General features: G+C 36.3%; 21 protein-coding genes. 5 read left to right on the forward strand and 16 right to left on the reverse strand.

Going from position 1 to position 23,779, the window contains the following annotated elements:
• A partial coding sequence (locus ACJROP_RS08030; RefSeq protein ID WP_406534952.1) for a C1 family peptidase occupies window positions 1-2,966 on the reverse strand: 2,966 nt, incomplete at its 3' end.
• Window positions 2,967-3,075: 109 nt separating this feature from the next.
• Here ACJROP_RS08030 and ACJROP_RS08035 point away from each other — a divergent pair.
• Window positions 3,076-3,498, forward strand: coding sequence for a DUF123 domain-containing protein (locus ACJROP_RS08035; protein ID WP_406534953.1), 423 nt, complete (start codon window positions 3,076-3,078; stop codon window positions 3,496-3,498).
• Here ACJROP_RS08035 and ACJROP_RS08040 read toward each other — a convergent pair.
• From ACJROP_RS08040 to ACJROP_RS08050, 3 genes are read right to left on the reverse strand one after another with little or no spacing between them, the layout of a single operon-like run.
• Window positions 3,488-3,979 carry a hypothetical protein gene (locus tag ACJROP_RS08040; RefSeq protein WP_406534954.1) on the reverse strand — a complete coding sequence of 164 codons (492 nt, stop codon included), beginning with the start codon at window positions 3,977-3,979 and terminating at the stop codon, window positions 3,488-3,490. The two genes, ACJROP_RS08035 and ACJROP_RS08040, sit on opposite strands and share 11 nt — an antisense overlap.
• 9 nt (window positions 3,980-3,988) lie before the next feature.
• Window positions 3,989-5,557 carry a helicase HerA-like domain-containing protein gene (locus ACJROP_RS08045; RefSeq protein ID WP_406534955.1) on the reverse strand — a complete coding sequence of 523 codons (1,569 nt, stop codon included), beginning with the start codon at window positions 5,555-5,557 and terminating at the stop codon, window positions 3,989-3,991.
• A 6-nt stretch (window positions 5,558-5,563) separates the two neighbouring features.
• Window positions 5,564-8,155, reverse strand: coding sequence for a DUF5814 domain-containing protein (locus tag ACJROP_RS08050; protein ID WP_406534956.1), 2,592 nt, complete (start codon window positions 8,153-8,155; stop codon window positions 5,564-5,566).
• Between the two features lie 126 nt (window positions 8,156-8,281).
• Here ACJROP_RS08050 and ACJROP_RS08055 point away from each other — a divergent pair, with 126 nt between their 5' ends.
• A complete protein-coding gene (locus ACJROP_RS08055) occupies window positions 8,282-8,818 on the forward strand; it encodes a GNAT family N-acetyltransferase (protein WP_406534957.1) in 537 nt (178 codons plus the stop codon).
• A gap of 70 nt (window positions 8,819-8,888) precedes the next feature.
• Here ACJROP_RS08055 and ACJROP_RS08060 read toward each other — a convergent pair whose 3' ends face one another.
• The 10 genes from ACJROP_RS08060 to ACJROP_RS08105 form a co-directional block, all read right to left on the reverse strand.
• The gene (locus tag ACJROP_RS08060) at window positions 8,889-9,530 is read right to left on the reverse strand and encodes a DUF447 domain-containing protein (RefSeq protein ID WP_406534958.1); all 642 of its coding nucleotides are present in this window, start codon (window positions 9,528-9,530) and stop codon (window positions 8,889-8,891) included.
• Between the two features lie 162 nt (window positions 9,531-9,692).
• A complete protein-coding gene (locus ACJROP_RS08065; protein WP_406535000.1) occupies window positions 9,693-10,508 on the reverse strand; it encodes a DUF368 domain-containing protein in 816 nt (271 codons plus the stop codon).
• Between the two features lie 129 nt (window positions 10,509-10,637).
• Window positions 10,638-11,405 carry an MIP/aquaporin family protein gene (locus ACJROP_RS08070; RefSeq protein WP_406534959.1) on the reverse strand — a complete coding sequence of 256 codons (768 nt, stop codon included), beginning with the start codon at window positions 11,403-11,405 and terminating at the stop codon, window positions 10,638-10,640.
• A gap of 9 nt (window positions 11,406-11,414) precedes the next feature.
• Window positions 11,415-12,914, reverse strand: a complete 1,500-nt coding sequence (locus ACJROP_RS08075) for a DUF2193 domain-containing protein (protein ID WP_406534960.1) — start codon at window positions 12,912-12,914, stop codon at window positions 11,415-11,417.
• Between the two features lie 216 nt (window positions 12,915-13,130).
• The gene (uvrA, locus tag ACJROP_RS08080) at window positions 13,131-16,019 is read right to left on the reverse strand and encodes an excinuclease ABC subunit UvrA (protein WP_406534961.1); all 2,889 of its coding nucleotides are present in this window, start codon (window positions 16,017-16,019) and stop codon (window positions 13,131-13,133) included.
• A 79-nt stretch (window positions 16,020-16,098) separates the two neighbouring features.
• The gene (locus tag ACJROP_RS08085; protein ID WP_406534962.1) at window positions 16,099-17,292 is read right to left on the reverse strand and encodes an ATP-binding protein; all 1,194 of its coding nucleotides are present in this window, start codon (window positions 17,290-17,292) and stop codon (window positions 16,099-16,101) included.
• A gap of 131 nt (window positions 17,293-17,423) precedes the next feature.
• Window positions 17,424-19,388, reverse strand: a complete 1,965-nt coding sequence (gene uvrB / locus ACJROP_RS08090) for an excinuclease ABC subunit UvrB (protein ID WP_406534963.1) — start codon at window positions 19,386-19,388, stop codon at window positions 17,424-17,426.
• A 6-nt stretch (window positions 19,389-19,394) separates the two neighbouring features.
• Window positions 19,395-19,685 (reverse strand): hypothetical protein, encoded by a 291-nt coding sequence (locus ACJROP_RS08095; protein ID WP_406534964.1) that lies wholly within the window; start codon window positions 19,683-19,685, stop codon window positions 19,395-19,397.
• A 37-nt stretch (window positions 19,686-19,722) separates the two neighbouring features.
• Entirely contained in the window at window positions 19,723-19,845 is a 123-nt protein-coding gene (locus ACJROP_RS08100) for a zinc-ribbon domain-containing protein (RefSeq protein WP_406534965.1), read from the reverse strand.
• A gap of 73 nt (window positions 19,846-19,918) precedes the next feature.
• Complete coding sequence (locus ACJROP_RS08105; protein WP_406534966.1) at window positions 19,919-20,833, reverse strand: ribose-phosphate diphosphokinase; 915 nt, start codon at window positions 20,831-20,833, stop codon at window positions 19,919-19,921.
• Window positions 20,834-20,924: 91 nt separating this feature from the next.
• On the opposite strand from ACJROP_RS08105, the gene ACJROP_RS08110 reads away from it, so the two are divergent.
• Entirely contained in the window at window positions 20,925-21,437 is a 513-nt protein-coding gene (locus ACJROP_RS08110) for a hypothetical protein (RefSeq protein ID WP_406534967.1), read from the forward strand.
• 16 nt (window positions 21,438-21,453) lie between these two features.
• On the opposite strand, the gene ACJROP_RS08115 is transcribed toward ACJROP_RS08110, so the two are convergent.
• Together ACJROP_RS08115 and ACJROP_RS08120 are read right to left on the reverse strand one after the other, a co-directional pair.
• Window positions 21,454-21,822, reverse strand: a complete 369-nt coding sequence (locus ACJROP_RS08115; protein WP_406534968.1) for a zinc ribbon domain-containing protein — start codon at window positions 21,820-21,822, stop codon at window positions 21,454-21,456.
• The gene (locus tag ACJROP_RS08120; protein ID WP_406534969.1) at window positions 21,815-22,339 is read right to left on the reverse strand and encodes a GNAT family N-acetyltransferase; all 525 of its coding nucleotides are present in this window, start codon (window positions 22,337-22,339) and stop codon (window positions 21,815-21,817) included. Before ACJROP_RS08120 ends, ACJROP_RS08115 begins: the two co-directional genes overlap by 8 nt.
• Before the next feature lie 53 nt (window positions 22,340-22,392).
• Between ACJROP_RS08120 and ACJROP_RS08125 the strand changes: the two genes are divergently transcribed.
• Window positions 22,393-23,304, forward strand: coding sequence for an ADP-ribosylglycohydrolase family protein (locus ACJROP_RS08125; RefSeq protein WP_406534970.1), 912 nt, complete (start codon window positions 22,393-22,395; stop codon window positions 23,302-23,304).
• The gene (locus ACJROP_RS08130; protein WP_406534971.1) at window positions 23,291-23,773 is read left to right on the forward strand and encodes a hypothetical protein; all 483 of its coding nucleotides are present in this window, start codon (window positions 23,291-23,293) and stop codon (window positions 23,771-23,773) included. Before ACJROP_RS08125 ends, ACJROP_RS08130 begins: the two co-directional genes overlap by 14 nt.
• Window positions 23,774-23,779: the final 6 nt, after the last annotated feature.

Below are 23,779 nucleotides of genomic sequence, written 5' to 3' on the forward strand. Positions count from 1 at the left end.
TAAGTATCATCACCTTCAAAGGTGGCATTCACTGCATATGAACCAGGAGCCAAATTAACAACTAAACGAGCAACACCATTAGCATCAGTCTTACGATTATAAAGCTTACCATAAATACCAACTTTAATAGCAGCACCCGCAATAGGATTGCCATCAGCACCAGTCAAAGTAACAGCCCAGGCAGAACCATCCTTATAACTCATAACAAGATCATCAGCAGATAAAATTGCTTTATTAGTATAGCTAATGTTAACTTCACTACTATTAGTGGATGATTTATAACCTATAGCATTAAATGTAGCAACGACTGAATCTTCACCTTTCTCGAAAATATGGGTTAATTCAGCTATTCCATTACATACATTAACGACAAACTCGTTTCCGCTGAAATTAAAAGTAACATTTCCATTATTTAACAGGTTTCCATATTCATCAATGACAGTTGCAGTGATATTAACTGGATTAAAACCATCATAACTTAGAGTTAGGTTAATTAGAGTATTGATTTCATTTAAAATTGTAAATGCCTTAATGCAAGCAACTTGTGAATAATATTTATGAGTTCCATAAGAGTTACTTATATAATACAAATCTTCCCAATTAACACCATCAAAACTCATATAAGAAATTTCCGGTTTGTAAACCAATTTATTAAGTGAATAATACTCGGAAATTGGAATTGAAGTCATATCTGAAGCACTTACCTTAAATTCAACTTCAAATATATCGCCCAAACTAAGAGAAATTAACTGACCTAAATCAATAGTATAATATCCTGGATTTGAAATGCCTTCTTTTATCGCTTTAAGTTCACCATTTACATAAACAGATGCTGTCCAATTGGTTATTTTTTCAAAGTAAGTCGATACGCCTGCTAAAAATTCATCAGCACTGGCTGTGAAAACATTCTTATACCAAAGAGTCTCATCACCTGTATATAAATAATCAGTACTTCCAGCAATGTCATACTGATAGTTTTTATCATATCTGATTGTATCATTCAGGATGATAGCATATGCAACTGCATCAACGCCAGGCTGTGCGAATTTTTCATCGTAATAAGAGACATAGAAATATCCATCGCCATCCCAAGAAGGTCCCCAGCTGTTTTTGACTATCCATGCTCCATCACCCTTATCTTGGCCAAGTCCATAGAAATTATCTCTTGAGTAATTGTCATCCCAGCCGACAATAGTTACTGCATGGTTTGAATCAATAGGAGACCAGCAATAATATCCTTTTCCTCTAAAGAAATTATTAGCAAAATGCATGGAAGTTCCAACAGCCCCATACTGCATAATGGCCATTTTGATTGCATCATTGTCAAGATAATCATCTCGTTTTAGGAAAATAACATTTTGAACATGCATTATACTATTCAATACTGGAGATAATGCACTATGATCATCAAAAACATCATCTGTTTCATTGACCGGACCTAACCAACTTACAAGGTATCCTATAGGCATGTTATCATATCCTCCCTCATTGGTATCCATTTTCCATCCATAGTCGGAATATAACTCAATCACATTTTTCATGTTTTCTTCAGATAAATCGAGATATTGGCCAGATGCCTTTAGAATTGCAGATTCTAAAACAGATATTGCTGTAAATGCCCAACAGTTACCTGATGCCTGTTGATCTTTAGGAATTGTCACCCAACCTTGGTCAATCAAGCTATAATATGAAGGAATAACGGTTATTTCGGATGCATTTTGTTTATACATTGTATAATTGCCATTTGCAATGGTCAAATTTATTAAAGAAATTTCATATTCATTATTTCTAAAGACCGCTTTATTTCCAGAAAAGATAGCTCCTTGTGCTACTGAACCCATACCTTTCAAAGTATTGCAGATTGAATAAATGGCACCTGCAGTGGACAAGGCATTATTATTTGTAAAAGTAGTTCGAATTAATGATAAACTAGTGGAATTATCAATAAACCATGCCCCACCATTATTAGCGGAGTTATTATTAAACTTACCGTATACTGATGAAAAATTTCCATACAAGTGATAAATTGCTCCCCCATCCCATTTCGCAGTACAATTATAAACATTTAAACGATTTAAACTTACATCAGTTTTAAGAGTTGCAATTGCACCTCCAAATGTTGCAGAAGAATTTATGATATCTACATTGCTAATTTCTAATGTAGCCACTCTAGTATAAATCGCTCCACCTGCATCGGCCATGGAATAGGAGTTTAAAAACTTAGATCTTGAAATTGTTATGCTTGTTCCATATTCGGCGGCAATTGCTCCACCATAATTATAAGCGAAATTATTGATGAACATGGTGTCGATTATGTCCAAACTACCCCCATCCATATAAATAGCTCCACCATACTCAGCATAATTATTCATGAAAGTACAATTCTTGATATTTACAGCAGAAGTATAATCGTCAGTATAATATGGGCAGTAGATTGAACCGCCGTAATGGTTTCCATAGCTATCCTTATTACTGCCGTATCCATAACAGAAAACTGTGTTTGTAGCATTGAGCTTTTCATAGTTCATTATGGTTGCGCCAGAGATTGTCAGATTTGTTAAAGTTAATGAATTCCAAACCTTAAAAGCAACACCGTCATATTTAATAATTGTACTATTTGTGTTACTGCCAATAATATTGACTTGCTCTATTGACTTGGATTGGTCTAAATTATATTCCCCATCTGCTAAATAAATATTTGCATTAGCTTTAATCCTGCTTGCAGTCAAATACTTATAAGGATTATCAATTGAACCATCACCAGTATCATTTTCAGCTGATGCATCAAAATAATAATCATTACTGCCTCTCAGAGGCTCCGCATCATCAATACTTTCAATAGCAACTGGGCTTTCTTCATCAATTGTTATTGCTGTATCGTTGTCATGAGCAAAACTTGATGGAATAATAATTAATAAAAGCAATACTATTAAAAATAACGATAATTTCCTATTAATTATAAACAAAATGATTCCTCCAAATTAATTATACATTATTATCTTTAAATTTTATAATATAAATAATCAAATGAAATTAAAAAAAAAATTAATATAAACAGAAGTTAACATAAAAATTATGAAAGGCAGTTATTGTTTGATTGTTGAGTTGGATAATGAAAAAACCATCAAAATTGGTAAAAAATTAGGAGATACTTATTTTAAAAAAGGATTTTATGTTTATGTAGGATCAGCAATGAGTTCATTAACTTCACGAATCACAAGACACCTAAGCGATGAAAAAAAGCTTCATTGGCATATTGACTACCTCTTAAAGAATGCCGACATTACAGACGTAATCTATGCAGAATCAACAAAGAAAATAGAATGTGAACTATCACAATACCTATCTGGAAAAACAACTGGAGTTAAAGACTTTGGATGCTCAGACTGCACATGTGAAAGTCATCTTTATTACTTTAAAAATAGAAAAGATGCTATTGAGAATGTTGAAAATGCATATAACTCAATAGCTAGTGAATTTGAATATTTCAGAATATGAAATCCAATTTTTTCTTATGGTTGTATGAAATTTCAAAGGAGTTCAGAGCCAATTTCTTTAAGACTTCCTTATCTTCATCACCAACGCCGACAACTTCCTCCCATTCGCTTTCTAAACGGGCAATTTCTTCTAAAACTTCAATTCCCTTTTCAGTTAAAGAGCAATCGTATGGAAGACCGTTTTCTGGGCTTTCATCAATTTCAATTAAACCTTTTTTAGCCAATTTCTTATAGCTTTTAAGATATAATTCCTCATGCAATTTGAACAGATCTGTTTTTTCAGCCTTTTCATATTGCTTTATTCTAATTCGTTTGTGATGAGGCTTTTCATGTTTTTTAACTCTTTTCAATAGTTTTACTTGACTTTCATGCAAATGGATATCCAAATTATCCCTTACATAAGTCAATTTAGACTCTTCAATAATGGAAATAAATGAAGAGGCCTCCATATTTTCAATAGCTTTAAAATGTGGATGAGCCATAATATCACCTTATTTCATTTGTCCGAATATTCCTCTCATGATTCCTTTTGTAACTTCACGGGCAGCAGTGTTCATTGCTTGTGAAGCTGCCTTTTCAACCATCTTTTGTGAACTGGATTTTTTAGTTCTTTTACGTGTTGTCTGCTTGGTTTGACCTGCAATGACAGTGCCTAATATATCCACTAAAACAGAACCTTGCTGTTGAGGAGCTTCCTGATTTTGAGTTTTGACTTCCTCTATTATTTGCTTATCTGATTCAGGAACTTCACTTTCAATGTTTGGGTTTGATGCTATCTTATTCAATAAAATCTCATATGCTGATTCCGGATCAACCGCATCCCAATATTTGGATTTGAATTCGGAAATGTTAATGATTTGATTACGCAAGTCATCGTCAATTGAACCGATGTGGCTTTGAGGAGGCACGATTTTAACCTGTTCCACAACTGTAGGAGCTCCCTTTTCATCAAGAACTGATACCAACGCTTCACCAGTACCTAAAGTTGATATTACCTCTGCAGTACCGAAATTAGGATTTGGCCTGAATGTTTCGGCTGCAACCTTTACCGCCTTTTGGTCTTTTGGAGTGTATGCGCGAAGGGCGTGCTGAACTCTGTTACCCAATTGAGCTAGGATATCATCCGGAATGTCTGCAGGGGATTGTGAAATGAAGTACAACCCTACACCTTTTGACCTGATTAAACGAACAATCTGTTCGATTTTCTTTCCGAATTCAGGTGAGATTTCATCAAATAGCAAATGAGCTTCATCAAAGAAAAATACGAATTTAGGCTTATCCATATCTCCTACTTCAGGCAGATTCTGATATAGACTGGACATCATCCAAAGCAGGAATGTTGAATATATTTCAGGAGATAAGGACAACTTTTGAGCATCCAAAACATTGATGACACCTTTTCCGTTATCATCGACTTGCATGAAATCATTCAAATCCAGGGCAGGTTCACCAAAGAATAAATCTCCACCTTGGTCTTCAAATGCCAATAAAGTCCTTAAAATTGTATTGGCTGATTTAGGGGCAATTGCGCCATATTGACTTTCATATTTATCCTTATTTTCAACAACATGATTAATCATAGCTTTTAAATCTTTTAAATCAACAATCAAAAGAGATTCATCATCAGCCACTCTGAATATGATATTCAAAACGCCAGCTTGCGCTTCTGACAAGTTTAAGATTTTTGAAAGCAACATCGGCCCCATTTCAGATAGTGTTACCCTTACAGGAAGACCCTTTTCACCGAAGAGATCCCAAAATTCAACAGGATATGACTTGAAGTTAAATCCTTTATCTTCAAGAGAGAACGCTTCAACGTTTCTTGAAATGAAGTCATTTGTTGCACCGACTTTTGCAAGACCTGCAACATCCCCTTTCATGTCTGCCAAAAATACTGGCACTCCCATATCTGAAAAGGATTCTGCAAGCACTTTTAAAGTAACGGTCTTACCGGTTCCTGTTGCTCCGGCAATAACACCATGTCTGTTAGCCATTCTTGGTAATGCAAATACGTCCATATTTTCATTACAACCAATTAATATTTTGTCTTCTGCATACATGCATCTTCACCCATTTTCTATTTTCTTAATTAAATAATTAGTTTTTTTAACTATATTATCTTTATTAAATGAACTTGAAATTCTTTTAATTGCATCTAAATTTTTAACGAAATTATCAAGCCATGAGAAAATATCTCCAGGATAGACCTGAATCTGGTATTTTCGAAACAGCTTGTTCGATATGTCCTGCGGATCCTTTCCCTTTAAGCGCTCATGAATAATCACTTCAGATATTCCCCTCTGCATGCAGCTGCAGAATGGCCTGTCCTGACACCTGCACTGCATGAAATCGCTCTGGAGGGCAATAAGCGCATCCTGATATTTCTTGTCAACCTTTTCAATGGCTTCGCCTGAAGATATGATGTCCAGAGTGGATTCGGCAAACAGCCTTGTTGAAAACTTGATTTTCAAAGCATTTGAGATTTGATTGTGAATAACGCTTGAGAGGTATGCGTTTTCAAACATTTCCAAATCCATTGCCATTGCCAATATCAATACCTTCAATTTGTCATACTTTTCCTTTTTCTTATACATTGGAGACAGGCCGACATAGCGTTTCAAGTATTCCCTATCATTTAATGTGTTTTTGATGAATTCCGCTTCATCAATTGACAGAAATGAAACCGATGTGGCTCTGCCATATTTTGTGACGCTTAATTTGTTTGACGGTGAAATGTCAATCAGACCCAAATCCTCCATTTCTTCTGAGGCAATCTTGAGTGAAACCGGAACATCAATATCCTTATAGAATTTGTTCAGCTCATCAATTGACTTGATTGATGTGGATGAAATGTCCGCCAATATTTGTTCATAAGCTGATTCCTCATCATATTCAATGTAGACATCTTCATGATTGCTTTCCAATAAATCAAGTGCCTTTGCCTCTTCAGATTCTCCTTCAAAATCATTGCCGACTTCCGGAAGCAGATATACGATACCCCTGTCGTGATAGCTTGGCCTTCCGGCACGACCCAACATCTGTGAAAACTCATTCGGATTAATCCACTTGTTTCCCATTACAAGAGAATCGAAAATGACCTGAGAAGCCGGAAAATCAACACCCGCCGCAAGTGCAGCTGTAGTAACGACACAGGAAATCTTACCCTTGTCAAAGTCCTTTTCAATCTTTTCCTTCTTATAATATGACAATCCAGCATGGTAAGCCTGGGCATTGACTCTTTTATTGGTTAAATAATTGGTAATCTGATGGGTTTTGCGCCTTGAATTAGTAAATATAATGGTTTGTCCCCTATATCCCTTTTTGGATTTGGTGTTGAATTCCTTTTGAACAAGCTTTATCATCAAATGACGTTTTTGAGACTCGTTTCTTGTATAAACCAGATGCCTTTCCAAAGGAACCGGACGCTCTGAGTATTGAACCAGCTTCATGTTGAATTCTTCGGCCAAAAATTCCGGGTTTTTAACTGTTGCAGAAAGGCCTATGATTTGAGTTTTTGGATACAGATTTTTCAATCTCTTGATTAAGCCGTTCAATCTTGTTCCACGGTCTTCATCATCAATCATATGGATTTCATCAATCAAAACCACTCCCAGACCATGCAGTGACTTTGAATTGCCGTTTCTTAAAAGATAATCGATTCCCTCATAGGTTGCAACAACAATGTCCGCTTTGGATACGTCAGAATCTGGTAACTTAAGTTCTCCTTTTGCCTTTACACGGTTTCTTCCAACCTTAATGGCCACTTTCAATCCCAATTTTGAGTATTTCTTTTTGAAATCCCTGTACTTCTGATTTGCAAGAGCGACCAACGGAGTTAAAAAAATGAATTTCTTTCCTTTCAAAGCTTCGGTAATCCCCGCAAGCTCACCGACCAAAGTTTTACCGGAACCGGTTGCACTTACAACAAGCAAATCCTCACCTTTTAGGAGGCCTTCCTTAATGGCCAAATACTGAACCGGCAACAGTTTGGTGTTTCCGGAATCAAGAAGAACCTGTTTGAAGTCTTGAGGTATCTTAAGGCGCTTCATGTCAACCGGAGGTATAATATGCTTTGACTTTTTGGTCTTGTCAAATAATGTCAGATTCCTGTTCTTTATCGGATCAAAGTGAGGGTCCAGAACGGATAATGTCTTTTCCAGGCTTCCTGTCTTTTCCAGGGTATTTTTAAGATTTCTGAAAATCTTTTTGTCAAATCCCTGAAGCTTGATTTCTTCCTTGATTGTGTCATATGCACAATCCTTACATATTAATTGATTGTTATGTTTATAAGAATAAGAGGAGTTTACTATAGTGATATTTCCTTCATACGCGCAAAAGTCACAAACCTGGGTTTTTCTAACCTTAATGTTGAGTGATTTCAGGAACTTTTCCACCTTTTCGTCAGGGGTTGCAAGAAAAACAGCCTGTGAGCGCAGAAGCTTGATAACCTCACCTGGAGGCATTAGCTTCTCATTCAATGTGGAGTTATCGTTAAAATTATAATCAGCCACGAATCTGGAAATGGATAATGAATCTCCATCATTGCTGAACTTGATATTCCCAACGAATTCGGGTTCTCTTTTGTGATTCAATGCCCCCTTTGGAGAACCGATTGGATATAATCTCCACTGTTTTTTAATCTTTTTTAAAACTAACATTGCTTTTATTTATATTATTGATTATTAATAAATATTAAAAGATTTAATTATAGACTCTAAACATTGATTAATAAAGCTTATATTTAAAAGAGTTTAATTATAAAGAAAATTAAATCTAATGATTATATGAATAACATGAGCAGTCTAAGAAAAGCGGAAATTGAAGAAGCAGTTGAAATATTGCAATTCTATCAGAATGTCATCAAATCCATTAAAGGCAGTGAATTTAAACCAAAATGGAGTAAAGATTATCCGAATTTAGAATTCATTGAAACAAGCATTGAGAATGAGGAATTATATATCTACACAGAAAATGACAATATCATTGCCAGCGTTGTTTTGAACAACAGATTTGACCCTGAATATGAAGATATCAACTGGATTGCTAATGCCGAACCATATGAAACAACTATAATCCATACATTTGCAGTGGATAGAAATTTCACAGGAAAAGGAATTGGAAAAAAGATATTCAATCAAATTAAAAGAAATGCTATTGAAAATAACCAAAAAACAATTAGATTAGACATTATTGATGGCAATATTGGAGCCCAAAATGTATTTGAAAAATTCGGATTTAAATATATTGATACTGTTGAAGTATTCCACAAAGCTGTGGGATTAGAAAAATTTCATCTTTATGAGCTACTTTTATTAAAATAGAATAATTAAAATAATTTTGGCTTCATCACCGACCGATACGCTAAACTAAAATTAAAGGCAAAATCGGGTTCTATTTAACATCGAAACCCTTTTCTATCATGCTGTTTTTAAGAATCTCCATGGCTTTTATCGTATCCTGTCCGGAAACCCTCTTAATCATACGATAGTTTTCATTAAACCTTCCGACAAAATAATCCTGCTGTTCCTTACTTACAAGGTCAAGCCGAGTATAGTTTGTAAGGCATTCAAGAAGGGCAAATACTCCTCTGTTTAAAGCCTTTGCACATGGATTGTTCTTAACGATTTCTACAACATCACTGCTTATGATATAAGCTTCCCCATTTGATGTTACATGGTCTTTAATCGGATCCATTTTTCTAATGTCTGTGACATCACAAATGATATATGCTTCTGCATTCTTCAATATTGCAATGTCATCATCGTCCGTAAACTCTTCAATATCCAAGTTTCCGATGGTTGAATTTACAAAATTTATAGGATCAAAAGTAATATTTACAACATATTTGCGTGTTTCCATAATGTTTTTCAGGGTTTTGGTACCGACAAATAATCTGCATCCAAGTTTGTCTTTGCCTTTGCATACAATTCCTATTGGTGCAGCATTTTTTACACCTTCCTTGCTCATGGTAGTGTAAATCCCTTCATATTTCTGTCCTTCTTCAATTCCGATATCTGTCAAATCAATAGCCATTTTGTCACCCATATTAATTTACATTTTAATATCTATTATTAATCTAATTAAAAATTATTAAAAAAATTTTGCATAAAAAAAGTAAATGCATTGGAAAAAAAACTTGCCAAAAACATACAATATTTTCAAAAATTAGAAGTAAGGTGTCATGTTTCGCATACCTTATTCCATATAATCAAATCTGGTTTCCAAGATAATTATTAATGCAAATCCAATAATTGCTACTATAATGCACGGCAATAATGCAAAGCCCAAACCGGCTGAATTTAGAATTTCTACACCAGGAACTTTTAGAGACCCCATCATTACACCGATAAGGAACGCCATTGTTATTTTTTCATGATTTTTAAGCAGATAGTTGAGTATTTTGGAAAATCCTAGAATACCGATTACAGCCCCAATAACAAAGACGATGATGTCGGCCAAATGCAATTGGTGAAGGGCATTCAGCATGTATTTGTATTGGCCTAAAAGCAATAGCAGAAATGATCCGGAAATTCCAGGCAAAATCATCGCACAAATGGCAATCATTCCTGAAATAAAAATTACAGGCAATGAATGATTGGCTGCTATCGGATTCAAGCTTACAAATATGAAAGTTAAGACCGCTCCAATTAATGCAAATAATATGTTTTTTAAGTTGATTTCATTGAGCTTTTTGAATAATATCACTGCAGAAGCTATAATCAGACCTAAAAAGAACGAATAGGTTAATGCAGTATGCACATCCATACAATAGGTTACAACTTTTGCAAGTGTCAGGAAAGCAACACCGATACCTAAAACCAATGGAATAAAGAATTTGAAATCTATTTCATCAAACAATCCATTTATAAAGCCATTAATGTCTCCTTTTAAAAGAGGTTTTACGAATCCAAATTTTATTTTACTGATTGCTTCTACCAAATAAGCATAAATTCCTGTTATTAATGCTATTGTTCCACCGGAAACCCCCGGAACAATATCTGCAGAACCCATAAGGACTCCGCGAATAAATATCAAAAAAGCTTCCCTAATATCAAAACTCAAATTATCACCTAAAATAATATTTGTTTTAATTAATTAAATAGGTTATTAAAAAAAGAAAAAGAGAATAAATCAAAAGATTTATTCATCATTAAATGGTTGTGGAAGTTCACAGACTCCACTGCCTTTTGCAAGATATGCATATGCAAGAGCTGCACAGATTGCACCGAGAATAGGTCCGACTAGGTATATTGGGAAGAATCCCCAGAGGTTTTGTCCTCCTAAAATCATGTCCATTAAGTAAGGACCGAATGTACGTGCAGGGTTGATTGAAGCACCTGTAAATGCACCTAAAACTACGATTACTGCAGCTACAGTCATACCTATTGATATTCCAGCAAAACCAGGTTCTGCCTTTTTATCGACTGCTACACCCATTACAACCATCATAAGGAAGAATGTTCCAATGAATTCCGCTAACATAGCTTGCATGTAGCTTACTCCAAGTCCTGGAGCGGTTGCACCAAGACCACCGATTGTGACTGCAGGATCGCCTAGACATAAGAATAGGAAAAGGCTTCCTAAACATGCACCGATTACTTGTGCCACGATATAGTAAACACTGTCGATTAAATCAATGTTTTTGGTTACAAGTAGCCCAATGGTTACAGCAGGATTCAAGTGTGCACCGGATATCTTACCGAATACATAAATACATATCATTACAGTTAGACCAAATGCTAAAGCAATAGCAATCCAGTCACCTAATCCGCCTAAAGGTCCTATTCCGGCAGCTCCGGCCGCATCAGTAATCAATAAGGTTACGACAGCTGAACCTGTACCGAAAAATACAAGGAAAAATGTTCCTAAAAGTTCTGCAAAGAATTTTTTTCTAATATTACAAGGCATTTATCTCACCTATACAGCTTCTCTCCATTGACAGTATTCGTGTTTGTTGTCTGCTAGGCAAGCTGAAGCACATTGTTTACATCCTCTTACAGGGGATCCTGGTGCTTCTTTGTCAAGTGCAATAATGTTGGTCATCATTGTTGCTGTAATAGGTTCTGAAGTTAATAGACATGGGTAGTCTGCTAATCTCATAAGTGATGAGAATCTTACTGTAATAGCACATGCAGGATAAGCGTATCTTTGTGGATTCATTAACACTTCATTTTCTAGGATAGGTTTGAAGTCAACTTCCATACCTTTGATTCTAGGAATGATTTCATATCCACTGGATGATCTCATTTTTCTAGCATTACTCATTGCGTTAAATCCTCTGTAAATCATGTCCATGAAGTCACAGTTGTGTAACTCAGCAGCTGCACCTCTTTTTGGATATTGTTGTACGTAGTTGTGGAATCTTTTGTTTAACATGTCAACAACAATAGGTGCGGTGAATCCGTCTAATTCTAATAGGAATTCGGTTGCACATGCGGATGCACCAGTTGAGAGTTTTAACACATCAAATGGGCTTTCGAAAACGTCAAGGTTGTTTCTTAATGAGTTTTCAATAACTCCAGCGGTAGCTTCAATGACAGCCATAATTACATCGTCTTTACACATGTTGTAAGTGGATTGGCCGATGTGGTGTCCGATGTCTCCAACACAGTATGCAGGTACGGTTACGATGTTACCGTAATGTACGCCGTCGTCCATTGCAGCTTTGACTACAGGAGTCATTGCCTTTTTATATTTGTTCATGTAGTCTCTTACATCAAATGATGAGTGATTTGCATCATCCATTAATTTACCTTGTCCTTCAATAGGAGTTTTGTAAATCATTTGTAATGTTTCAATTTCTTTTTCTGTTGCTTGTGCAGCGGTGAATCTGTCTTCAATAGCATTAGCGAATGCATCACCAATACCATATGAAGTGTTCATACCCCAGGATTTTGCAGACAATATTGCTTGTTTGTGAAGTACAGGAATGTCCATTTTGGTCAATATTTGGTTTACAACATTACTGGTACTTCCAGGCATTAATGCAAAGTCCACTACACAGGTCGGTCCATAGAATCCTCCGTATCTTCTGATTGATTCTTTAGCGATTAAAGCTTCTGAATCAGCAATAGCTTGGATAAATTTATCTACACTATCAGCGAATTCTCCATCCTCTTCACACAATATTTCTAAAATTGGTGGAGTTTGGAAGTGTTCAATGAAAGGATCATCTTCACATTGCAAAGTGTCTGTAATGGAAGACAAAATTTCATAGTGGTTTTTAACAGATTCTTTGTGTAAGTTAATTACAGATTCTGCTTGGTTGTCTAATGCTTTCATGCCTGCGACTGCATCAGCGTAAGGCTTAGCATCAGTTATTTTAAAGTCATTGTACCTGTTTTCTGATATGACTGCAACGTCTGCCTTTTGAGCAGCCATTGACTCGTCAATCATCTTTTCGTATAACTCTCTCATATTTATCACCAGCGATAAGTGTAGTTAATTAAGTATTGCCTAGGAATTAATACTTAACTACCTTATGATTAATAATTAAACAAGAAAGTATTTAAATTTACTTAAATGATTCTTAGAATTTGAAAAATTATATTACAATGTTTAGAATTTAGAAAAAAAGTAGAATAAAATAAAAAAATTAAAAATAAAAAAATAGTTAACTGATATAAGAAAAAATCATTTTCCTATATCTTCCACTAATTCTTTAGCATATGGAGTGATGTTTTCATCAAGCATGCGCTCTAAGAACTGCCCTGTGTAAGTGCCTGACTCAGCAATCTCTTCAGGAGTTCCAGTAGCTATTACCTGACCTCCACCGTCTCCGCCTTCAGGACCTAAATCAATGATATGATCAGCAGTTTTGATAACATCCAAATTATGCTCAATAACGACAACAGAATTGCCTGCATCAGTCAATCTGGCTAGAACTTCCAGCAGTTTTTTGATGTCTGCAAAGTGAAGACCAGTTGTCGGTTCATCAAGAATGTATAATGTCTTGCCTGTGCTGGTTCTTGACAGTTCCTTAGCAAGCTTGATTCTTTGAGCTTCCCCACCGGAAAGTGTAGTTGCAGGCTGGCCTATCTTCATATAACCTAAACCCACATCATACAATGTTTGAAGCTTTTTGGTAATCTTTGGAATGTTTTCAAAGAATTCCAATGCCTCTTCAACAGTCATCTCCAGGACTTCATAGATATTCTTACCTTTATATCTGATATCCAGGGTATCTTCGTTGTACCTTTTGCCTCCGCAGACTTCACATGGCACGTAAACATCCGCCAGGAAGTGCATTTCAATCTGGACAATACCGTCACCGGAACATGCTTCACATCTTCCGCCCTTTACATTGAATGAGAACCTTCCAGGCTTGTATCCTCTTGCCTTAGATTCAGGAGTGTTTGCAAACAAATCACGGATATCAGTAAATACTCCTGTGTATGTTGCAGGGTTTGACCTTGGAGTTCTTCCAATCGGCTTTTGATTGATTGCAATGACCTTATCGACATTTTTTAGCCCTTCAATCTCATCATATTTGCCTGCAAAAGTGAATGTTTTGGACAGCTTGCCTTTAGCGCCCTTATATAATATCTCATTGATTAGGCTACTTTTACCGGATCCGCTAACGCCTGTAACGCAAGTGAATTTGCCCAATGGAATTTCCACATCTATGTGCTTGAGGTTGTTTTGGGCGGCTCCTCTAATAGTAATGAATTTACCGTTTCCAGGCCTGCGTTCCTTTGGAATGTCAATCTTTTTGACTCTTGAGATGTACTGACCAGTAATGGAGTCCGGATTTTTCATAATATCCAATGGTGTTCCTTGAGCGACCACTTTACCACCATGCTCGCCGGCACCCGGACCAATGTCTACAACATGGTCTGCTGAGAGAATTGTCTCTTCGTCGTGTTCAACAACAACCAAGGTGTTTCCCAAATCTTTAAGCCTTTTAAGAGCTTCAATCAACTTGATATTGTCCCTTTGGTGAAGACCTATACTTGGCTCATCCAGAATGTATAATACACCTACCAGACCAGAACCGATTTGGGTTGCTAATCTGATTCTTTGAGCTTCTCCACCGGATAGCGTACCTGATGACCTTGACATTGAAAGATAATCAAGTCCCACTTCAACGAGAAAGCTTAATCTTTCCTTGATTTCCTTTAGGACTTCCCTTGCAATGAAATTTTCACGTTCAGTGAGCTCCAAATCCTGGAAAAATTGGTATGAATCTTTTATTGGTAAATCACATACATCAATGATGGATTTTCCACCGACAGTGACGGCCAATATCTCAGGCCTGAGCCTTTTTCCATCACAGACATGACATTTCCTGTCGCTCATGAACTTTGAAAGGTATTTTCTAGAGTAATTGGACTTGGTTTCAATGTATAACCTTTCCATTCTTGGAATTACTCCCTCAAACTTACGGTTTACCATATATGATTTATTTCTTCTTTTGAATGTGAATGCAATCTTATCCTTACATCCATATAATATTGTATTTTGATATTCAGGGTCCAATTCATTGAATGGAACATCCATGCTGAAATTGAAGTGTTTTGATACTGCATCAAGCATCTGATAATAATAGTTTTCCCTTTTTGTTGATTTGGACCATGGAGCAATAGCCCCATCGTTTAAAGATAAGGTCTTATCCGGAACAATCAAATCAGGGTCGATTTCCATTTTGGAACCAATACCGTTACATTCAGGACATGCCCCCTGAGGAGCGTTGAATGAAAACATCCTTGGAGTCAGCTCTTCAAAGTTTATTCCACAATCGACACATGCAAAGTGTTCTGAATATTTTTTCTCATACTCTTCGTCTTCAGTTGTAAACAATACAGTAATCAGGCCTTCTGTCAGTTCGGCAGCGGTTTCCAGAGAGTCGACAAGCCTTCTTTTAAAGTCAACATCACGCCTAATCTTCAATCTGTCAACTACAACATCGATATTGTGGCGATAGGTTTTTGCAAGCTCGATATCCTCATCCAAATCCCTTATCTCACCATCTACACGGACTCTGACAAAACCTTTGTTTCTCAAATCATCCAATACATCCTTAAATTGGCCTTTCTTATCCCTAACGATTGGAGATAGGATTTGAATCTTGATTCCTTCTCCCTCTTCAATGATTGAATCTCCAATCTGGCCTATGGTTTGCTGTGAGATTTCCTTTCCACAATTAGGACAGTGCGGAATACCAATCCTTGCATACAATAATCTCAAATAATCATAAATTTCTGTAATTGTACCGACAGTAGATCTCGGATTTTCCCTTGTAGTCTTCTGGTCAATTGAAATGGCCGGGGACAAACCCTCAATGGACTCCATTTCCGGCTTTTTCATCTGACCCAGGAACTGTCTTGCATAAGCTGAAAGCGATTCGACATATCTACGCTGTCCTTCAGCATAAATTGTATCAAAAGCTAGCGAAGACTTTCCAGACCCACTTATGCCTGTAATTACAATGAATTCATCACGGGGGACACTGACATCAATATCCTGCAAATTGTGCTCACGTGCGCCCTTGATGACAATCTGTTTTTTTGACTCCTCTGGCATAATAATCTCCTCAATTTAGTTATATATTATTAGAACAAACTAGTTAATAAAATGTTTCAGAGAGCATTTGAAAAGTAATTCAAAACTCATCACTTAATAAAAAATCAATTATATTTAAATGTTTTACACCCATTCTAGACATATCAATCTCATCCATTGAAATAACATATTTTGGATAGTTATCCCTGATTTTAAGCAAATTTCCAAATTCTCTTTTAACCACATCTTCATTGGATAAAATATACGTAACCTGAATGTATTTAACTTCCTTATTCTTTGAAACGACAAAATCTATTTCATTCTTGTTTATAATGCCCACATTTACATTATATCCTCTTCTAAGTAATTCAAAATAAACAATATTTTCTAATATCTGTCCGATATCCACCATATTTCTATTAAATATTGATTCTCTTATTCCATGGTCAACTACATAGTATTTCTCCAAATGATTCAATAATGTTTTGCCAACAACATCATACCTTTTCACTTGATAAATCAGACACGCTTCCTGTAAATAATCTAAATAATTATAAATAGTATTTATGGAAACTTTAATCTTTTTTCCTTTAAGAAAATCATGGATACTATTTGCTGAGAATAGATTACCTATATTTGAAAGTAAAAATGCAAATAAATTGTTTAACAAATCAGTATTCTTTACATTGAACCTTTGAAGAATATCCTTATTAATTATGGAACTAGTTAAATCATCCAAATATTGCATTTTATTTTCTAACTGGAATGAAGAAGGCATTCCTCCATTTTCAATATATTGATTAAATAGTTCTTTTTGAGTCAAATTAGAATCTTTATAATACTCCAAATATTCTTTAAATGAAAATGGATAGACTTTGATTTCAACATATCTTCCAGTTAAATAAGTTGCAAATTCACCAGAAAGAAGTTTTGAATTTGATCCTGTAACATAAACATCATAGTTTTCATCATTAAAATATGCATTAACTAATCTTTCCCATTGGGTAATCCTTTGAACTTCATCAAAAAACAGATATATTTTTCCATCAACATTTTTGGTTGAATCTTGAATATAATCACTAACTTGAGTTATATCACTGAATTTTAATGCCTCAACTGAATCAAAATCAATTAGAATAATGTTATTTTCATCAACACCATTGTTCTTAAGTTCTTTAATAATTAATTTCAATAATGTTGATTTTCCTGACCGCCTAACACCCGTGAAAACTTTTATTATGTGCTTACCAACTAAGGGCCTAATTTGATTTAAATATTCATTTCTTTCTATCATTAGTATATATTATAACTAATTGGATTAATAAAGTTTTCTCTTAACTGAAAAAATTTTCTAAATTAAAGTAAAATTTTCTCTAAACTGAAAAAATTATTAAAAAACTAAAAAAGTTTTCTCTAAACAGAAAACTATTTATCAAAACCTTTCAAGGCGTAAAGCTTATTCCTCAAATCGGCAGCCCTTTCGAAGTCAAGCCTTGCAGCCGCATCCTTCATGTCCCTTTCCAGGTCCTTAATGAGTAGGCGAAGCTCATCCTTAGGCATTTTATCAACATCGGTTCCAATGCCCTTATATTTCTCATCTTCCTCGGCAAGCTTTTCTTTTAGTGTCCTTCTTGTTGATTTTGGAGTGATACCATGAACCTCATTGTATTTCATCTGCAGTTTGCGCCTTTTCATTGTAATGTCATACGCATTCTGAACAGATGTGGTCATGTTGTCCACATACATTATCACACGGCCGTTTACGTTTCTTGCAGCCCGTCCGATAGTCTGTATCAAAGAGGTCTCATTTCTTAAAAATCCTTCCTTATCCGCATCAAGAATAGCTACCAAGGACACTTCCGGCAGGTCCAGACCTTCCCTTAAAAGGTTAACTCCCACCAATACATCGAATTTTCCACGCCTTAGGTCATTTACTATGTCAATTCTCTCCAGAGTATCGATTTCGGAGTGCATATACCTTACCTTAACGCCTATTCTTGCATAATAGTCAGTCAAGTCTTCAGCCATTCTTTTAGTCAATGTTGTAACCAAGACCCTTTCATCCTTCTCGGCGGTTTTCCTGACCTCTTCAAGCAGATCCTCAACCTGGCCGGTCACCGGCCTTATTATTACTTCCGGATCAACTAATCCTGTCGGCCTGATAATCTGCTCAACAACATTTCTAGACTTTGAAAGCTCATACGGTGCAGGTGTTGCTGACACATAGATTACCTGATTTACTGATGATTCAAATTCGTCAAACCTCAACGGACGGTTTTCCTTGGCTGAAGGCAGTCTGAAGCCGTATTCAACCAATGTTTCCTTACGTGCCCTGTCCCCATTATACATTCCCCTGATTTGCGGAACGGTAACATGAGATTCATCAATAATTGTTAAAAAGTCATCAGGGAAATATTTTAAAAGTGAATAAGGCTTATCTCCCCAATTACGGCCTGACAGGTGCATTGAATAGTTTTCTACTCCAGGACAATACCCCATTTCACGAAGCATTTCAATATCGAAACGAGTTCTCTGCTCCAATCTTTGAGCTTCCAGAATCTTTCCCATGGCATTCAGCTCTGAAAGCCTTTCTTCAAGCTCATTAGTGATTTTTGAAATCGCAGTATCCATCTTGTCCTGGCCGACGACGAAGTGCTTTGCAGGGAAAATCATGTACCTTTGAAGGGATTCCTGCTTTCTTCCAGTTACCTTGTCAATCAGGCTGATTGCATCGATTTCATCACCGAACAGTTCAATCCTTATTGGCGGAGTTCCATGAACGGGGTTGATTTCGATGACATCACCACGAACCCTGAACTGACCCCTGTCAAATTCAATGTCGTTTCTCTCATACTGCATGAACACCAGGCGGCGAAGGATTTCGGACCTCTCATAGATGTCTCCAACATTTATTCCAAATGCGAATTCACCATAGTCTTCAGGAGAACCGATACCATAGATGCAGCTGACACTGCTTACGACGATGACATCATCCCTTGAAAGCAGGGACTGTGTTGCAGAATGCCTCATTATATCTATATCGTCGTTTATTGAAGCTTCTTTGTCAATAAAAGTGTCTGTGCGGGGCACATAAGCCTCCGGCTGGTAATAATCATAATAGCTGACAAAGTACTCGACTGCATTGTCCGGGAAAAACTCCTTGAACTCTTCGTATAACTGTGCAGCCAAAGTCTTGTTGTGTGAAATAACTAGAGTCGGCTTTTGGACCTTTTCAATGACATTTGCCATTGTGAAAGTCTTACCCGAACCTGTTACGCCTAAAAGGGTCTGTTCCTTTAGGCCGTTTTTTATGCCTTCAGCTAATGAGTTAATGGCTTTTGGTTGGTCACCTAATGGTTTGTAAGGTGACTTCAGCTTGAATTCTTTCATAATATCTTAATTAGGAATTGTAACATTGAAAGTAATATGGGTGTAGCTTGGAGAACAGCACGGTGTGACTCTTTGATCTCTTACGACCAGCTCCCCATAGCCTTTCAGTTCCTTTTCCAAATCCCTCATAATATTTGGAATGACTTCATAATTGAAAACCTTAAGGGAACCTAGAAATACGGTTTTAGAAGCCATATTCATTACAGAGATAGATTCTACAACATCCATTTCCGAATATTTCTCTAAAATCCTATTGGATTTATCAACCAATTCCTTTTTAATTTGTTCCTTATCCATTTTATTCCCTCAGTGCAAATTAAAATATCCATCACTTTTAATCTAATTTTGTACCTAATATCCTGCAAAAGTTCTCGGTCTTGATATCTTCGCTGCCGCATCTCGGACAGACGCTTTCATCTTCCTTGACTTCCATTCCACATTCCTGGCAGATTCTCATGGATTACACCCCATTTGTTTAAATGATAATTCAATAAGATTAACCCGATTGAATTAGTTTAAATTATGATGGTTCAATCCCTCAGTGCATCCGCAATGGATTTTGCAATGGATACTCGTGAAGTATCGGAAGATAAGCTGTTGGTACCTATAATCTTGTTGGCGCCGGCAGCATAGATTCTGGTAGCACCGTTATTGGTTAGAATCGGGTGAACGCAGCAGACGTCCACTGATGATGCACCATACTGTTTTAAGATATTGATTGCGTTTACGATAGTTCCGCCGGTAGCTATGATATCATCAATGATTACTGCATGCATGCCTTTTACGGAGTCCACGTTTACAGTGTTTTCGCTTTCGCTGTCGCATCTGACATCCACGATTTTGGTTTCAACCTTGTCCGGTCCTAAACGGACTTTGGTCAAGTATGTGCAGTCACAGCCAATGATTTCAGCCATTTCCTGCGCAAAACCGTATGCTCCTTTATCCGGTGCGATAATCAATGGCTTTTCATTTGTTTTCTTGAAGAATTTCTTGTCCAGATATTCCGCAATTGCAGGCATCGCTGACAAGTTCCTTGCCGGAATATTGAAAAATTTCAAAACGCATTCCTCATGAATATTGAATGTTATGAACTCATCCGCACCTGCAGCTTCAATCAGATTGCAGATAATCTTAGCGGAAATTGTCTCACCTGGATTGAAACGTTTCTCTTGTCTTGCATATCCCATATATGGAACTACGGCCTTTACCTTTTTAACACCCAAATCCTTAAGATTGGCTATTATAAACAATAATTCCATCAGATTTTCATCCTGAGGATAACCTGTTGACTGAATAACAGTAACTTCATCACTAAGATTGCCATCAATTCTCAAATACCTTTCTCCATCTGGAAACTTTTTAGTTTCAACATAACATAACTCTTCTCCAAGTTCACGTGCCACATGAGCCGCCAGATCTTGGGAAGCTGAACCACCAATAATCACAATATCACCAAAATTTCTTATGAAACTATATATGTTTTTGATGATTAAAAAGGTTAAGTATTAATATTTAAACATTCTATAAAAAGTAATCATGGCAGAATCTAACACAATTCTTAAAATAATTGCATTGATAATAGTTGTATTTTTAGCTTCAACCATTGTTAGTCCAATTTTAATTGTTGCTGAAGATACAGCAGAAGATTCAAGTATAGATATGGCCGCATCAATTGGCCTTACCGGATTTAAATGGATTTATCCGGGAAATTCCGTTAATGCAGAAGGTCAGACATTGCATAATGTCCATATAAATGACCCTCAAGATCCATACGGTGCAGCTCGTGATATAATGAGCTATACATATCATGTAACACCCCATTTGATTGTCAGCGTGAATAATGATGCTGCTTGCGCCATATTCGGTGAAAGCATTGTCGACGATATTCGTGCAAATGATGGGTATCATGGTTATGCAGGTAATGGTGGCGTTCAAGGATCAATGGACAGGGGAGATGCAGTATCAACCGCCATGATTCAAGACGGAATAAATATAATTCAAATACCGATTCAAGTTTTATTGGGAAATATTAGCTTCCATATTGTTTAATTTCCCCTTTTTTCTTTTAATTCAATAGAATATAAAATGAGAGAGCCACACCAACAAGAGAAATTGCCATTTGAATCAGCCCATGCTTTCTGATTGTGGGATGGCGTGACTGAATTAAGTAGAATGGCATGAAAAATCCGAAAAATGTGACAGTGGCTATAGCCGTATTTTTGGAGATTAATCCTATAATGAAACCGCTCCAGGACAATACGATTGTAACGATGTATGATGCAATGATTGCCTTTTTATTTACCTGCGGTTCCTCGGCATTCAGAACATAAACCTGCTTGCGCTTCAGTCCTTCAACTAAAGGTGTGCCGCATTTGGCGCAATAGTCATAATCGTCCTGATTAACAAATCCACAGTTATTGCAATTTCTAACCATCAAATTCCTCTCTTTCCAATTTCACAGCGATTTCTATAATTTCTTCGCCCAAATAATTAATATTATTTAGTTCATCAAGATATTTAAAATTTAATTTTTCCAAAACCCTTTTTGATTTTGCATTGTCAATGCGGTATGATGCATAAATCTCGCCTACCTCCAAATCATCGAAAGCCCTTTTGATTAGTGCTTGGGAAGCTTCAGTCGCATAATTGTTTCCCCAATGCTCTTCGGCCACCCAATATCCGAGTTCAGCCGAATCCTCACCCCACCAGTGATTGGTATCGGGATGGAACAGCAATGCTACGCAACCGATTGGAACATCATCCTTTACAATGGCATAAGTTTCTTTTTTGGAAAATACTGTTTTGATAATATTCAAACTGTCTTCAACACTTTCATGAGGAGGCCATCCGGCTATCGGTCCGATGTGAGGGTTTTTTGCAAAGTGATATAGGCATTCTGCATCATCTTCCTGCCATGGCCTCAATGTAAGATTTTCAGTTTTTAAAATCATAATTAAAATTTGTTTTAAAAATATATATAATTTATAATCAAAAATATAGAATCATGAAAGTTAAAGATGGAATAATCGGTTTTGTAGTTGGAGATGCATTGGGTGTTCCGGTTGAATTTGAAAGAAGGGAAACACTTGAAAAAGATCCTGTTGTGGATATGAGAGAATATGGAACCTATAATCAGGAAATGGGAACCTGGTCTGATGATTCTTCCATGACAATAGCTACAATGGACAGCATTATAAACAAGAAGGCAATTGATTATGAAGACATAATGAAAAATTTTTGTGAATGGATGGTAAACTCTAAATTTACACCGCACGGAAGACTGTTTGATATTGGAAACACAACAAGACGTGGGCTTAACAGATACCTTGAAGGAGCTGATGTTTTCCATTGCGGTGGCAGTTCAACTCATGATAACGGAAATGGATCTCTTATGAGAGTTCTTCCACTTGCATTCATTCCGGATATTGATTATGAAACAATCGAAAACATATCTGCATTGACACATGCCCATGCCAGATCCAAAATAGCTTGCGTATTGTATGTCGAGATTGCCAAATCAATGCTTGAAAACGATTTGACAATTGATGAGCATATCAATCAGGCATGCGAAAAGATTAAACAGCATTATAATGATAATGAGGATTTGGAACACTTCAACAGAATATTTAATGATGAACTTGATGATGACAATATTTTAAGTGGCGGATATGTGATTGATACAATCGAAACTGTAGTTTTCTGTCTAAAAACCACTGACAACTATAAGGATGCAGTCCTGAAAGCCGTGAATCTGGGTATTGATACTGACACCAATGCAGCCATTTGCGGTGGGCTTGCCGGAATTTATTACGGTTATGACAGTATACCTATAGATTGGATTAACGTGATTGCCAGACTTGATTGGATACTTTCATATTGTGAAAAGTACGAGGCATTTTGTGATGAATCTCAGTGAAACTATCAATAATATTAGGGCTACATGCAAGAATTATATAGACCCCAATCTCTTCGCTTTCATAATTGATGATGACTGCTACATGGGAACCAACAATATCCTGGACATTGAAGGATATGGTATAAATGATGACGATACTTACGAAGAGCGACTTCTAAAAATAAGCAAAAGCGAAAACATTTTCCTTCCACTTGGCATGATGACATTCATGCCAATGATAAATGAATGCGACATATTTACCGATGAAGACTATACTTTCCATCTTACACAAGAAGAATTTGATACTTATTTTGATAAAGAAGAAAAATTATTTGGAATTTTAATTAAAAAAGACTCTGATGATTATATTATTGGAAAAACAGATGTCTGCAGCTGCAGTATTGATGCATCATTCGAAAAACTGGAAAAAACAGACTGTGAATTCTACAACACGATAGCAAAAATAGTAAATAAAAAAATAATAGAGTAATCCAAC

The sequence above is a fragment of the Methanobrevibacter sp. genome, assembly GCF_045220775.1.
Taxonomy (GTDB): domain Archaea; phylum Methanobacteriota; class Methanobacteria; order Methanobacteriales; family Methanobacteriaceae; genus Methanocatella.